Below are 13,158 nucleotides of genomic sequence, written 5' to 3' on the forward strand. Positions count from 1 at the left end.
CGGTTCGCAGCTTTCCCGGCTCTCTGCGATAGTCGGTTCCCTGTACTTATCCCTTCATCGGAAACGTTATATGACTCTTCCCGCAAAATATACCCGAACGAAGGCCGCCGTGTCAAGTCGCCCCGCTCTTCTCCGCCGCGTCGGCGCGATCCCGTTCCTGCCGTCCCGGCTTTCTCTCCGGAACCGGATCGAAGCCGCCGGGATGGAACGGATGGCATTTGCAGATTCTTTTGATCGCCAAATACGAGCCCTTCGCCGCTCCGTGCACCTCGATCGCCTCCAGCGCGTAGGCCGAACACGTCGGCAGGAAGCGGCACGTAGGCGGCTTCAACGGTGAAATGAACTTGCGATATACGCGGATCGGCGCCTGCAGCGCCCGGCGAGCCGCCTTCATCGGACTTCCGGAGCGTCGCTGGCAGCCGCTTCCCTGCAATCTCCGCAATAGCCGAACACTTCGAATTTGTGCTTGACGACCTCGAAATCTCCCGGCACGTCGGTCTCCGACAACGGGCAGAACCGGATCGGGAGCGTCTTCTCGCACTGCAGGCAAATCATATGATGATGGTGATGCTGCTCCCCGCAGCTCAGCCTGAACTTGACGCCGTCCTCGAACATGACCTGCTCCACCACGTCCATGTCCAGCAGCAGCCGCAAATTCCGATACACCGTATCGAAGCTAAGGCCCGGGTACACCCGATGCATATGCTCGTACACTTCTTTTGGCGTCAAGTACCCCGAGGCGCTATCGAACAACTTGACCAGCGTCTTGCGCTGCTCGGTAATGCGCAGCCCGTTGCGGGCCATCGTCTGCATAATCTGTTCCGTCATTCCCACGAGATACCCTCCCGCAATTGCTTTATTCCTTTACTATGCAGGAAACTCAAGCTTCCGTCAAACCTCTGCACCATCGGAGCGTTCCCGACAGCCTCCGTCCGGCTTCATCGCCCATCCCGGATCGCCTGTCCGGTCGCCCGAGACGGAGACGCCGGCCCTTCGCGCGGAAGTGAAACCGATTACAAAAATAGCCAGGCAAAAACGCCTTCGGCGTCCTCTGGACGCAGAATCGCGTTTTTGCCGGGAGGTGATTCAGATAAGGATAGCGAATTTTATCCTTTCTGAATCACGAACGAAAAGAAGCCGCTCCGCATCCGGTCGATGAGCGCGAACGGCCTCCGTCCTTCCTGCCCGGGAACCCCGCGTCACGCAGGGAACCAGGTTTCCACGACAAGAACCATCGTCACGAAGGAGACAACCGACAATCCGAGATAGATGCCTCCTTGGCGCTTCTTCATCTGGAAGAAGCGAAGCACGCCCATGCTGAGGAACGATCCGACCAGCATAATGAAGATCACTCCTGCGATGAACAGGCCGAGCGACACTTCCGATACGTCCGTAATTTCCACTGTCTTGCCCCCCTAAGATTGCCAGATCCGATACTCCGATTGGTAGCTTCCTTTAGCATTATAACGTTTTACGTCTGGATAAACAATTCGTACTCGGACTTTTCCGGGGGCCGCCGCTTAAACCGGACGACGATCTGGCGCCCCTTCTTCATCACAGCCTTGCCCGAACGCGGGTAGACGAGCCCAGGCAAGCGGACGATCCGGCTCTTGCCGCCCGGCAGGCCGGCGATTTTCAGCCTTTCCGATGTCGCCAGCAGCTGCAGGGCGCGAATGTCGACCTCGGGCGCGAGCTGGATCGCCACACTGACGTATTTCCCCTCCTGCCTGGCTTCCGTCTGCACCGTCGCGCGATTCGGAGCGCTCGTACCGGCCTTGGCGCTCTGCATAATTTGCTTAACGTAATCGTTGATCCAGTTGGCGTCCTCCGCCCGATCCCAGTTTTCCGCCAGCTTCCACGGAATGTCCTTGCCCAGCCAGCTTCGGAGCTCCTTCCAGCTCGGAAGCGGTCCGCTATCAAAAAAAGATTTCAAGCCTCTCTCCTCCCGTCCGTAAATCCGACGGCCGGGCCGGCGCCCAGACCTCTTCCTCCAGCATATGAGAGCGCCGGCCGGCCCGTTCCCGTCTGCTTAGGGCGAACCTCTGGGCTCCCGCCTTCATACACTGTCTGTGAGCCTATAGCGAAGGAGTCGTTATGCCCATGCCATGCATCGTCGGCAATGTCAAAATCCTTAGCATCGGCAGCAGCGGCGTTGTGCAGTTCGGCGACTCGATTCAAATCTCTCCTTCAAGCACGAACAAATCCTACGCCGGAGCCGGCTCTTTCTTGACGGGAGACTTGTCGCGCAGCAATAACGCGGTCAGCGCCACGAACACGAACGATCCCGACGTTCAGGATTCCAGCGAGAACAACGTAGGAACCTTCGGTTAACCATGGAGGTGTCTGCTATGACTTGGAACGTTCAACAAACGATCACGATCGGCCAGCTCCGAATAGATGGACTGACCAACTCCTCCGTCCTGCAGATCGGAAGCGCGGGGAGCATTCAGTCCCTGTCCCAGCTTTACAATACCGGCGGCTTCGTGGAGCCTGCCCCCCAGCTGGGCGACGAGCTTTCTCTCGTGCCGCTGCCGAATCCGACTTGAGAAGGGGCGATGATGATGCAGCAGCCGAATTGGTGGGGCGGGGTCTACCAGACGCCCCAGACGGAGCTTTATCCGGGCGCAGCGCAAGGAGGGGCGGCGCCGAGCTCGTGGGCCGACCTGGCGAACCGTCTGTACCGGGCCGAGGCTCAACTGAAGCAGATGGCGGAGCAGCTTGCCTCGCTGCAGAATCAGCTTGACGAAGTCCAAAGCAAGCCCCCCCTGCACGTCGAGTACCACTTCGACCAATTGAAGGTCAACCGGCTGGAAGGCACGCTGAACGTGGGCATTTCTCCACAAGGCCTGGACCATATCGAGTCGCTGGAGACGCCTCCCTTCGCTGGCTGGACAGCCGCGTCCGGAAGCGCGGACCCCGCGCTCCCGCCTCTGCGCCAGCTTCAGCAGGAGATGGCGGAGCATATGGATCACGAAGCGTACGCGACGCTGACCGATCTGGAGCAGCAGTTCGGCATTCCGCTAAGCGGCGAGCTTCGGCGGCAGATTGTCGAAGACGTCAAAAAACAGCTTAACGAACGCGTTCATTATTATGTCCGATCCGAAGCTTATCCGGCCCAAGGAACCGAGGAGGAGCAGCGGAATTGGCGGGCGAGAATTAAAGAAAAAACGATTCGGGACATTCAAGGGGCCTTCACGGCCTATTTAAGCAAGCAGCAAAAGCTTCAGCAGTCCGAGAAAAGGGAGTGAAAGACATGGCGGCGCCTCTGTATTTGAACGTGACTAACGGACCGGTATCCGTCGGCAGCATCCTGCTCGGCGGAATTACCAGCTCGGCGGCTCTGCTGCTTGGCGACACCGAATCCATTACGCTTTCTTCCTACTTCGATACGCCTCCGGAATCTCTGCTCGTCTCGCCGATCGCGCCTTTGCCCTCGCCTCAGGAGGAGGAGGAGGAAGAAGCTCTTGAGCTATGATTGCAGAAGCACGACGCTGCTGTCGCTCTTCGTGAACACTGTCAGCGCGTCCGGCGTCGTTCATCTCGGCGACGGAGGGGAGACGAACATGGCGTCGTGGGCGATTGCCGTGCAGAGGGCGATCGCGAATGTGAAGGAAGACGAGTTCTTCTTCGCATCGTACCCGCTCTTCTACTTGCCGGAGCTCGTTCCGGAAGCTCGTCCGCAGGTCGCGTTCCGAAGCGAATCGCCCTGGCCCACCCTTCAGATCGGCAGCATCCGCACCTTCGGCGTATCCAGCTCCTCCATTCTCCGCGCAGGCTGCAGCGGGCCTGTTCGCGGCGTTTCCCGGATTAAGCATATTCGCCACTTCAACAACCCCGCCGCACTGCCTCCCGGGACATCCGCTGAAATATAAGGTAGATTCGTCCCGACGGTACAAACGTACAGGATTTCGAACGCCCCCCGCCATATGCTGACACTGTGATTCGTCATCACAAACACTGGATACGGGAGGTTTTCAAACATGGGTTACCCGGCAGCAGGTGTGGCTGGCGCAGCGGGTTACGGCTATGGACCGACCTACGGCGGTTATTTCGGAACGGCTGCGTTCGCTCTCGTACTGTTCATTCTGTTGGTCATCATTCTCCGCGCCGGTTACTGACCGAGCGCAACCTGAAGGAAATAAACGCCAATCCCCGCCGGGCAAACGGGAATTGGCGTTTATTTGGACGTTGTCCGTTTAGCGGGAAGACGTATGGGGTGTAATCTGACCTAGCTTCAGCGCCAGATGAAGCTGCAGCCGGTCTTCAGGGTCGTCCAGCGAGACGCCCAGAATCGCTTGAACCTTCTCCAATCGGTAGACAATCGTATTGTAATGCGCGTACAGCCTTTCGGAGGTCAGCTTGATGTTTCCGTTGCAGCGAAAGAACATCTCCAGCGTCTCCATCAATCTGCCGCCTCCCTTACGGTCGGCCAGCTGGAGAGGCAGCGAATATCGGTTCAGAAACTGCTCCCTCTCCTCTCCTGAAGGAATCAAGTACAAGAGGGAGTATACTCCCAGCTTGTCGTAAGCGATGACGTCTTCGGTCAAGCCGCACACTTCGGCAACTTGCCGGGCATGCTTGGCTTGCGCCCAGCTGCCCTGCACGCCTTCCGGGCGATGAGCCGCCCGGCCCGCATACAGCTTCAGCTCGGACTCGCCGAGAAGCTCCCTCAGCTCGTTCAGCAGCTCCTCCAGCATCGCCGATAGCGCCGACTCGCGTTCCGTCTCGGCCAGCTTCTCCGCCGGAATCGGCAGCACGACGGCCAGATCCTCGCCGACGGGCGCCGCGAGCAGGCCCTCCGCCGGGCGTCCCCGCTCCGAACGCAGCAGGCGGCACGCCTCCTGCAGCCGATCCGCCCGGCCGCTCTCCGGCAAGCCGACCAGCACGGCGACGAGAGACGCTCCGTCCGGAATCCAGCATCCGCACACTTCAGCTCTCAGCTTCCAGTCCGCCTCCGACACGATTTTTCCCGAGAGCCAGTCGTGCACAAACCGGTCCAAATATTTGCCTTCCACTTCCCGCACGGCTTCCACGTTGGCGAGCTCCAGCCCGACCAAAGACGCCAGCCTGTCGACGCTGAACGCATCAAGCGGCCTTAACTCCCGATTGTGCTCGACTACGGCCAGACAAGCCTGCTTCGTCTTCTGCTCGGGTATCGGCCTGACGTAGACGCGTCCGGCGTTCGGCAGCTGAACGTAACCTTCGCCTCCCCCCCGGCCGAGCTGGCGGTACGTCAGCGATTGAAGGAGCGGCCAAATCTCCGCCGATTCCGTATCCCTCAGCCCTCGGGACAGCCAGGCCTTGTCCTTCTCCCGAACGACGACGACCGGATTGCCGAGCATCGCCTCCATCTCGTCCAGAATCGCATACAAGCCTCTGCCTTCCAGCAGCAGCGTCGTCAGCTTCCGCAGACGTCCGTTAAGCTCGGCGAGCATCGCGCTGCCCTGCAGCATCGTCCGCTCCATCACGGCCGACGAAAGCTCGGACAACCGGATTTCTCCGGGCAGGCAGATCAGGGGCATTCCGTACCTTTCCGCTTCGATCAGCGCCTCCGCCGGCAAGCCGCCGGGCTCGCCGCTCAATTCGTGAACGGCCAGCGCCGCGATGCCTCGCTTCGCCAGCTCGGGAAGAACCCGCTTTAGCGAATCGGGATGCTTGCGAATGGAGCCGTCCGGAACGACGAGCAAATCCTCGGCGCTCATCCAAGCGAACGCTTCTAACGTCTCCGCCGCATTCACCCGGGCAATCGGACGGTTCGCGCTCCGTTCGCCCGAAAGCAATCTGGCTTCCTTCATTATCGGCATGGACAGCAAATCCGTTATTGTGAATAACGACGCCTCCGCCCGGTTAACGACATACGTTTCTTTACGCGGCATGCTGGTCATGAACGTTGCCTCCTTCTATCCAAGCGCCACATCATGTAACATTGACCTTTAAGAAATGAGCCCAAGCCACTTAACTCACTACATATGTTATATATTATAACATAACAACCGAAATGTCTTTATCCACTTTTCATAAATAAAATTTAAAAAAGGAGGGATTTGTCTACATTTTGAATTTTGAGCCTTCTTTTGAGGTTACATTACTTGACGTCGGAAGAAGGGGGCTGCTTCCCCTCGCTTAATGGAAGCGATTTCATAAAAAATAGAACCAGCATCTTCCAGAAGCTTTCCAATACGTTCGCATAGCGGTCTGCCAGACCATTAAGGGAATTCGCCTTTGGAAGACCCTACCATTGGGTGCCCGCTGATGTGCGTTAATTGGTCAGTCACAGAAAAAAAACCTCCGCCGGAGTTTAGCCGGCGAAGGCTGATTAGGGGACTAGGCCCGCGTCGATTGTCCGCAAGCCGGACAGAAGTGGCTGTCCGCATACAGCGGAGTGCTGCAGCTGTTGCACACCTGCCGCTGGTCGGCGCGGGCCGTCTGCTCCTCCGAAGCCGGAGATTCCGGCTCCTCGGGAACGTGAAGCTCCACTTGAATCGGCTCCTTCTCGACGACAGGCGCCGGGAACGGATGGCCGCAGGACGGGCAGAACCGTGTCTCCTCCGGCACCCGCTTGCCGCACGATTCGCAGTCCTTCTCGTTGCGAATCGCTTTGATTCTCGCGTCCAGCACGGCGATCTCTTCGCGAATCGCGGAAATCTCCTCGCATTTCGGCGTTACCTTCTCTTCCGCTTCGCCAAGCTCCTTGGCCAAGAAAGCCTCGTAGACGGCTTCGCCGATTTCGGCGTACAATTTATCGATATCCTTGCGTTTGCCGGAGATTTGATTGTTCAGCTTGGTGATCTCCACGGTCTGCTGCGCTTTCTCCGTTGCCGTCGTAACCCCTTTACTGACCGTATCTGTGATTTTCTTGAAAAAGCTCATCCCCATCGCTCCTCTCTATGCCTATATTATCTCATACGATGAGCCGTTGAACATGGTTCCATACGCTTATTCGCAAACTTTCCCAAGCCAAAACGCCTTCGGCGTCCTCTAGACGCAGAATCGCGTTTTTGTCGGAGGGGATTCAGAGAAGGATAGCGCATTTTATACTTTCTGAATCACCAAGCCTAAACGGCTTACGCCGTCCTTGGGACCGGCGGGATAACGTTTATGTCGGAGGTGATTCGGATAAGGATAGCGAATTTTATACTTGCTGAATCCCGAAAAAAAAAGAAGGCAGGGGGCCCGGCGCCTTCGGCCGTTCCCCTTGCCTTCCTCCGATCCTGCTACCGCTCCAGCTTCAGAATCCACAGATCGCGGCCGGGAAGCTCGGCCTCTCCGCCGAGTCTGCGGCCGCTCAGCAGCTCCTGTCCCGCCATCTTGCCCAACGCGATCCGTCTGGCTTCCGCGTTATGGTTCAGCACGAACAAGTAGCGCGTTCCGTCCTTCTCCCGAAGCGACGTTTCGATCCCTTCCGGGGCCGCGGCGAGCAGCGGCTCGATGCCCCGCGAAGCGCACAGCTTCGGCAGCCAGTCTTGCAGAAACGCGGCTTCCGGGCTCGTGGCCAGGTACCAGGCCTCTCCGGCTCCGAACCGGTTCACCGTCAGCGCGGGCATCCCCTTGTAGAAATCGCCGCCGTATTCGGCGATCACTTCCGCCCCTTCCGGATGAACAAGATCGCAGAGCATATCGCAGCGGTAAGTCGGCTTCAGCCCGCCGCCCGGGGACTTGACGACGATCGTATTGCTCTGTCCGGGCAGCAGCGCGTCGATCTCCTCCGCCCAGATGCCCAGCAGCTTGCGAAGCTCTCCCGGATAACCTCCGAGCGTCACAAGATCGTTCTCGTTCACGATGCCGCTGAAGAACGTCGTCACGAAGGCTCCGCCCGCCTTCACGTATTCCTCCAGCCTCCGGGCGACGCCGGATTTGACCATGTACAGCACCGGAGCGATTACGAGATCGTAGCCGCTCAGATCCGCCTCTACGGAGACGACATCCGCAGCGATGTTGGCTCGGTACAGCGCATCGTACGTCTTATGCACCTCGTTGACATATTTCAAAGCGACAGTCGGGCCGCTGGACAGCTCCACCGCCCACCAGTTGTCCCAGTCGAACAGAATGGCGACCTTCGCCTGCACGCGGGCGTCCAGCAAGGCGTCCCCCAGCCTGTGCAGCTCCTGTCCCAGCTCGGCGCACTCCCGGAACACTCTCGTCCGCTCGTGGCCGACATGCTCAATGACCGCTCCGTGGTACTTCTCGCACGCTCCGATCGACCGGCGCAGCTGGAAAAACATCACCGTGTCCGCGCCGCGCGCAACCGCCTGGTAGCTCCACAGCCGCATGACGCCCGGGCGCTTCAGCGAATTGTAGGGCTGCCAGTTCTGCTGGCTCGGCGTCTGCTCCATCAGCATGAAGGGCTGGCCGTCCTTCAGGCCGCGCATCAGATCGTGCATCATCGCCGTATAGCTGTGCGGCGTGTCCAATCCGGGGTAATTGTCCCACGAGACGACGTCGAGCTCCTTCGCCCATTTGTGATAATCCAGTTCCTTGAACGCGCCCATCAGGTTGGTCGTAACCGGAATGTCCGGCGTATGCTTTTTCACCGCGTCATACTCCAGCTTGTAGCACTCGAGCAGACTGTCCGACTGGAACCGGCAGTAATCGAGAGAGATGCCTTGAAAATTCGAGGCCGTTCCTCCGTCCGCCCTCCGCCATTCCTCGCTTAGCGCGCTCGGAGGCACGATGTCCTCCCAATCGTAGAACGTATGTCCCCAGAAAGACGCGTTCCACGCCCGATTGACCGCTTCGATCGATCCGTAGCGTCCGCGCAGCCACTTGCGGAACGCCGACGCGCAATTGTCGCAATAGCAGTAGCCGCCGTATTCGTTGGAAATATGCCAGATGAGCAAGCCCGGGTGATCCTTGTAGCGTTCGGCCAGCTTATCCGCCATTCGCGCCGCGTACTTCCGATAAGTCGGACTGTTCGGGCAGGAGTTGTGACGGCCGCCGAACTTGCGCTTGCGTCCTTCGAAGTCGACCCGCAGCACGTCCGGATACTTTCTCGCCATCCACGCCGGATGCGCCGCCGTGCTCGTCGCCAGACAGACGCCGACGCCGTCGGCATGCAGCTTGTCCATCATCTCGTCCAGCCAGCCGAAGTCGTACGTCTCCTCGTCGGGCTGATTGCGGGCCCACGCGAACACGTTCAGCGTCGCGACGTCGATGCCGGCCAGCTTGAACATCCTCAAATCTTCGTCCCAGACCGGCTTTTCCCATTGGTCGGGATTGTAATCGCCCCCGTACCATATTTTCGGCTTGCGCGCATTGATCATCCAGAGCACCTCGCCATATTGTAAAATGTCATCTCTAGATCGATTATATAGCCAACTCTCCCCTTATCCCATATAATAATAAAGACCAAGCATATAAGAATATGGAGGCCGATTCTCATGCTTCGCCGAGTTGTGTGCCCCGTCCCGTCCGACGCCTTGCCGCTGCAGATGGAGACGATCGGGATCAACCCCGAGCAGGAGCCGATCCAGCGTCCCGAAGGGTACCCCTGCTATCATTGGCTGCAGACGATCGAGGGCGAGGGCGAGCTGCTCACGGAGGACGCCAGCTATCGGCTGCCGGAGCGGTGCGGCATCCTGCTGCCTCCGCTGTCCCGCCATTATTATTTCGCCAAAGGTCCTGTATGGAAAACGTACTACGTCACGTTCACCGGAACGTCGGCCGCCCGGCTGGCCTCCGAGCTGATCGGCAAGCTTCCGGGCAAAGTCCAGTGGGACGAAGGAGAAAAGGAGATTACGGATCAATTGGAGAGCATGCTGAAGCTGGCGGAATCGGGGACGGATGCGTCGGGCTGGAGGAGCTCTGCGGAGCTGTACCGGTTTCTGACGCTTCTCCGCACGAACGGAAGGCGCGACCACCTCCCGTCCCTCCACCGCCGTCTCGAGAAGGTTCAGGATCTGCTTCAGTGGCTGGAGAAAGAATTCGCCAACCCCGATCTGGGGCTGGCGGCTATGGCGGATCAGCTCGGCATCGGCGAACGCCAGCTGAACGAAAGGTTCAGACAGTCGTTCGGGCAGACCGCTTACGCTTACTTGATCCAGCTTCGCCTTCGCAAGGCAAAGGAATGGCTGCCTTCCCGTCCCGACTGGAGCGTCCGCAAGATCGGGGAAGCGGTCGGATTCCGCGACGCGAGCCATTTCGTCGCTACCTTCCGGCAGAAGGAGGGACTGACGCCCGAGCAGTACCGCAGACTTCACGGGCCGTCTCCGCTCGTGCTCGGCGCGGAGGAGCCGCCCGGGTTCCACCCGAGAAAAAGCGAGACGTAAACGATCAGAATAAGCGTCCCGAACAGAAGCGCGAACCCGGCCGCCTGCGCGTGGATGCCCGCCAGCACGCCCTCGATCAGGCGAAACGGACTGAACAGCGCGTCCCAGCTGTTCAGCCGGACGACTCTTCCCAGATAGACGCCGAAGCCGCCCAGAAACGACACCGTCACGATGAACGCCCACCCTGCCAGCGTGCCGAGAAACCGGTGGACGATCGCGTGGAAATGCCTCATCGACAGATAGCCGAGCAGCAGGCCGCACCAGGAGAACAGGAAGAATAGAACGAGATCGTACCAGAGAAGAAGCCCTTCCTTGTCATAGCCGATATAGAACGTATCGAAGATGAGATGGATAAAGTCGGTCGTTAAGTAAGGCGCGTTCGGATACAGCAGCAGCCAGGCGACGCCCAGCAGCGACAGCCCGATCGCCAGCGGCGCCCCCCGGACCGAGCGCGACCAAGCCAGCGCGGCCATCGAGACGAGCAGAGGCAGCCAGGCCAAAAACAGATTCCACAGCAGAAACCGGAACTGAACGGCGTCCACGCGCAGCGCCCGGATGACGATCAGCGCCGCGCACAGGACGGATACGGCCGCCAGCGCGAAGAATACCGGCTCTACGATTTTCGGCGCGAACCGGGCGGTTGTCTTCCTTTTCAAATTTTTCTCCTCCTCGGCGATTGTCCGGCCTAACCCGTCCTCCTGACGACGAGCCTGAACGAGCGGATCTTATTCTATTATAGGCCGCTACCGCGTTTTCCTCCCGTTTCCCCGCTAGATTTCGCAAAAAATAGCGCCTTTCGTCTCGAGCAGAAACCGCCATATTCAACGACGGCTTCGGCGGTTCATAAAAAAAGAAGCCGACCCGGTCGGCTTCGCTGCGCTGCTGCGGCCCGATCTCGCCCGGCCGGCGTTCAACCGTCCGCCCCGCCGGACCGAAGCTGCTCCAGCTTGCGAACGTACTTGCACACCGTCGACACGTAGGTGGCGTGCGACCAGGTGAGCGGAGCGACCGACAGCGGCTCGCCGGTCTCCGGGTGGAGCTGCTCCGGCAGATTGCCGCCCGCGAGCGCGAAGCCGGCCACTTTCTCCAGCGTCCGACGCGGCTCCTCCAGTCCATCAAGGCTTCGGGCGGTCTCGATCTGGAAGCCAGCCACCCACAGCGTGCAGATGATCCAAGGATTGCCCGGCACGCGCTCGATATCGTCCGATTGGCGGAAGTAGTAGTCGTTCGTATAGCGGGCGATGCCGCCGACGTCGGTCTGGATCCGCAGCTTCTCCGAGATCGCCCCCATCGTCCTTGCGACCCGATCGTCGTCGGCCGGGAAGACGCCGAACTCGAACAGGCCGAACAGGCTGCTCTCCACCGTCATATCCTTCACCCATTCGCCGTCCTGAAGCACCAAGCCGCGCGCATAGCGTCCCGCCTCCTCGTCCCACAGCCGGTCCTCGATGCCGCGCTTGACGCGTTCGGCCGCCTCGCGGTAGTGATCGCTGCGGTCGTAATCCCCGAACAGGTCGGCAAAATACGCAGCCGCCATCAGTCCGCCGTACACCGACGCGACCGTATACGTCCAGATGCCGTACCGTTCCTCCCACAGGTCGTAGCTCGGCTTGGGCAAATCCAGCCCCGGCTCCATATAGTCGCACAGAAAGGCGGACGATTTGCGGATCAGCGTACCATACAGCGACTGCGCCAGCTCGATCTCCCCGTGCCGCGCGTAATCCTTCCAGAGCGCGTGCAGGACGAGCGCCGTCTCGTCCTCCTGAATGGGCAGCCTCGGCACTCCGTCCACGACGTAGGGATGCCAGCTTGAGCCGACCGTGCCGTCGGGGTTGTATTTGTGGTGCAAATAGCCTTCCGGCGACAGATGGCGGCCGCAGAAGCGGAAAAACGCCGCAATCGTCCCGTGGTACCCGGCCAGCGACATCGCATCCGCGATCAGCGCGCCGTCTCTCGGCCACATATAGCTGTAGTGGTCCCGGTTATACTGCAGGATGTCCGTATCGTTCGCCGCGATAATCGCTCCGTGCTCGTCGATCTGCGTCTTGACGATGAGCAGGCTGTGCTTGAACTGGCGGACAACGGCAGCGGGCAAGTCTCCGAAGCGGCTGCCCGCTCTCGACAGCCAGTGGTTCCAGTAGATGACGATGCGGCTGAGCAGCTTCTCCGGATGGCTGTCCTGCACATACTGGTCCAGCCGCTTGACCTCCTCCATGTTCTCCCCGACGGACATCCAGTAATAGACCGTTCGCTCGCTTCCGGCAGGCACCATCGTGCGAAAGCTCACCGTACTGTCCACGGAGCCCTGCGAGATGGCGTTGCCCATCAGCTCCCCGTCTTCGGCGTCCCGCCATGTGCCCTCCGCGGAATGAAACCTCTTAATGCCGGTCGAGAACTGGAAGATGCCGCCCAAATCCGATTTTCCGTTGAACATAAAATACGACGACCTCTTGTAATGGAAAACAGTGCGGTTGCCCGGATAGAAGGCGGCCGTATCTCCGACCTCGTTGCCGTCTATCATCAGGTCATGATGGAAAAATACCCGGACGTCCCGCTCGTGATCGCGCAAATTCCTCACGACAACCCGCTTCAGATAGATGCTCTCCCGCTGATGAATGCCGTCGTTCAGCTGCAGCTCCAGACCGAGCCGCTCGTGACGGGCCGTCACGTTCGTGACGAGGGAATCCTCGATGTAGCCAAGCTCGACGACCCATTCCGGATCGTCCAGCCAGGCGAAGGCGTCGTCGCACCAGATGCCGAACCGGCAGGCGTGGCCCCCGACGTGATTGAGCTGCCCCACATACGGAAAATAAACGTCCCGAATAAAACAGCGGCTGTCCAAGTTGACGAGCATTTTTCCATTTCCGATGACCAGATGACGTGCCATGAGATC

General features: G+C 59.5%; 16 protein-coding genes. 7 read left to right on the forward strand and 9 right to left on the reverse strand.

The genetic code is table 11. The features are described from left to right. Positions 1–112 precede the first annotated feature (112 nt). From yidD to ACFO3S_RS13315, 4 genes are all read right to left on the reverse strand, one after another. On the reverse strand, positions 113–394 hold the full coding sequence (gene yidD / locus ACFO3S_RS13300) for a membrane protein insertion efficiency factor YidD (RefSeq protein ID WP_378096590.1): 282 nt from the start codon (positions 392–394) through the stop codon (positions 113–115). Then, positions 391–828, reverse strand: coding sequence for a Fur family transcriptional regulator (locus ACFO3S_RS13305; RefSeq protein ID WP_378096749.1), 438 nt, complete (start codon positions 826–828; stop codon positions 391–393). Before ACFO3S_RS13305 ends, yidD begins: the two co-directional genes overlap by 4 nt. Before the next feature lie 371 nt (positions 829–1,199). Beyond that, positions 1,200–1,403 (reverse strand): hypothetical protein, encoded by a 204-nt coding sequence (locus tag ACFO3S_RS13310; RefSeq protein ID WP_378096593.1) that lies wholly within the window; start codon positions 1,401–1,403, stop codon positions 1,200–1,202. 68 nt (positions 1,404–1,471) lie between these two features. Continuing rightward, entirely contained in the window at positions 1,472–1,933 is a 462-nt protein-coding gene (locus ACFO3S_RS13315) for a hypothetical protein (protein WP_378096595.1), read from the reverse strand. Positions 1,934–2,100: 167 nt separating this feature from the next. Between ACFO3S_RS13315 and ACFO3S_RS13320 the strand changes: the two genes are divergently transcribed. The 6 genes from ACFO3S_RS13320 to ACFO3S_RS13345 all read left to right on the forward strand — a co-directional run bounded on the left by ACFO3S_RS13320 (position 2,101) and on the right by ACFO3S_RS13345 (position 4,118). Beyond that, on the forward strand, positions 2,101–2,331 hold the full coding sequence (locus tag ACFO3S_RS13320; protein WP_378096598.1) for a spore germination protein: 231 nt from the start codon (positions 2,101–2,103) through the stop codon (positions 2,329–2,331). A gap of 17 nt (positions 2,332–2,348) precedes the next feature. Beyond that, positions 2,349–2,546, forward strand: coding sequence for a spore germination protein GerPB (locus tag ACFO3S_RS13325; RefSeq protein WP_378096601.1), 198 nt, complete (start codon positions 2,349–2,351; stop codon positions 2,544–2,546). 15 nt (positions 2,547–2,561) lie between these two features. Beyond that, positions 2,562–3,248: a spore germination protein GerPC gene (gene gerPC / locus ACFO3S_RS13330; RefSeq protein WP_378096604.1), complete on the forward strand. Its 687-nt coding sequence runs from the start codon at positions 2,562–2,564 to the stop codon at positions 3,246–3,248. 5 nt (positions 3,249–3,253) lie between these two features. Beyond that, a complete protein-coding gene (locus ACFO3S_RS13335) occupies positions 3,254–3,475 on the forward strand; it encodes a spore gernimation protein GerPD (protein WP_378096607.1) in 222 nt (73 codons plus the stop codon). Further along, positions 3,465–3,872: a spore germination protein GerPE gene (locus tag ACFO3S_RS13340; protein WP_378096610.1), complete on the forward strand. Its 408-nt coding sequence runs from the start codon at positions 3,465–3,467 to the stop codon at positions 3,870–3,872. Before ACFO3S_RS13335 ends, ACFO3S_RS13340 begins: the two co-directional genes overlap by 11 nt. Before the next feature lie 108 nt (positions 3,873–3,980). Beyond that, entirely contained in the window at positions 3,981–4,118 is a 138-nt protein-coding gene (locus ACFO3S_RS13345; protein WP_378096612.1) for a sporulation protein YjcZ, read from the forward strand. 78 nt (positions 4,119–4,196) lie between these two features. On the opposite strand, the gene ACFO3S_RS13350 is transcribed toward ACFO3S_RS13345, so the two are convergent. From ACFO3S_RS13350 to ACFO3S_RS13360, 3 genes are all read right to left on the reverse strand, one after another. Continuing rightward, entirely contained in the window at positions 4,197–5,885 is a 1,689-nt protein-coding gene (locus tag ACFO3S_RS13350; RefSeq protein ID WP_378096615.1) for a PucR family transcriptional regulator, read from the reverse strand. 439 nt (positions 5,886–6,324) lie between these two features. Beyond that, positions 6,325–6,870: a zinc-ribbon domain-containing protein gene (locus ACFO3S_RS13355; protein ID WP_378096618.1), complete on the reverse strand. Its 546-nt coding sequence runs from the start codon at positions 6,868–6,870 to the stop codon at positions 6,325–6,327. A gap of 344 nt (positions 6,871–7,214) precedes the next feature. Continuing rightward, on the reverse strand, positions 7,215–9,260 hold the full coding sequence (locus ACFO3S_RS13360; RefSeq protein ID WP_378096621.1) for a beta-galactosidase: 2,046 nt from the start codon (positions 9,258–9,260) through the stop codon (positions 7,215–7,217). Between the two features lie 117 nt (positions 9,261–9,377). Here ACFO3S_RS13360 and ACFO3S_RS13365 point away from each other — a divergent pair, with 117 nt between their 5' ends. Continuing rightward, positions 9,378–10,265, forward strand: coding sequence for an AraC family transcriptional regulator (locus ACFO3S_RS13365; RefSeq protein ID WP_378096624.1), 888 nt, complete (start codon positions 9,378–9,380; stop codon positions 10,263–10,265). Here the strand turns inward: ACFO3S_RS13365 and ACFO3S_RS13370 are convergent. After that, complete coding sequence (locus ACFO3S_RS13370; protein ID WP_378096626.1) at positions 10,193–10,921, reverse strand: DUF1361 domain-containing protein; 729 nt, start codon at positions 10,919–10,921, stop codon at positions 10,193–10,195. The genes ACFO3S_RS13365 and ACFO3S_RS13370 overlap by 73 nt on opposite strands. A 254-nt stretch (positions 10,922–11,175) precedes the next feature. Then, on the reverse strand, positions 11,176–13,152 hold the full coding sequence (locus ACFO3S_RS13375) for a glycoside hydrolase family 15 protein (RefSeq protein ID WP_378096629.1): 1,977 nt from the start codon (positions 13,150–13,152) through the stop codon (positions 11,176–11,178). Positions 13,153–13,158: the final 6 nt, after the last annotated feature.

Source organism: Cohnella hongkongensis (assembly GCF_042654645.1).
Taxonomy (GTDB): Bacteria; Bacillota; Bacilli; order Paenibacillales; family Paenibacillaceae; genus Cohnella; species Cohnella hongkongensis.

What these genes read in the sequence shown, in the direction of transcription:
- gerPC (WP_378096604.1), top strand. Translation starts at nt 2,562, where the DNA reads ATGCAGCAGCCGAATTGGTGGGGCGGGGTCTACCAGACGCCCCAGACG.
- ACFO3S_RS13345 (WP_378096612.1), top strand. Translation starts at nt 3,981, where the DNA reads ATGGGTTACCCGGCAGCAGGTGTGGCTGGCGCAGCGGGTTACGGCTAT.
- yidD (WP_378096590.1), bottom strand. Translation starts at nt 394, where the DNA reads ATGAAGGCGGCTCGCCGGGCGCTGCAGGCGCCGATCCGCGTATATCGC.
- ACFO3S_RS13320 (WP_378096598.1), top strand. Translation starts at nt 2,101, where the DNA reads ATGCCATGCATCGTCGGCAATGTCAAAATCCTTAGCATCGGCAGCAGC.
- ACFO3S_RS13325 (WP_378096601.1), top strand. Translation starts at nt 2,349, where the DNA reads ATGACTTGGAACGTTCAACAAACGATCACGATCGGCCAGCTCCGAATA.
- ACFO3S_RS13375 (WP_378096629.1), bottom strand. Translation starts at nt 13,152, where the DNA reads ATGGCACGTCATCTGGTCATCGGAAATGGAAAAATGCTCGTCAACTTG.
- ACFO3S_RS13350 (WP_378096615.1), bottom strand. Translation starts at nt 5,885, where the DNA reads ATGACCAGCATGCCGCGTAAAGAAACGTATGTCGTTAACCGGGCGGAG.
- ACFO3S_RS13335 (WP_378096607.1), top strand. Translation starts at nt 3,254, where the DNA reads ATGGCGGCGCCTCTGTATTTGAACGTGACTAACGGACCGGTATCCGTC.
- ACFO3S_RS13360 (WP_378096621.1), bottom strand. Translation starts at nt 9,260, where the DNA reads ATGATCAATGCGCGCAAGCCGAAAATATGGTACGGGGGCGATTACAAT.
- ACFO3S_RS13305 (WP_378096749.1), bottom strand. Translation starts at nt 828, where the DNA reads ATGACGGAACAGATTATGCAGACGATGGCCCGCAACGGGCTGCGCATT.
- ACFO3S_RS13355 (WP_378096618.1), bottom strand. Translation starts at nt 6,870, where the DNA reads ATGAGCTTTTTCAAGAAAATCACAGATACGGTCAGTAAAGGGGTTACG.
- ACFO3S_RS13365 (WP_378096624.1), top strand. Translation starts at nt 9,378, where the DNA reads ATGCTTCGCCGAGTTGTGTGCCCCGTCCCGTCCGACGCCTTGCCGCTG.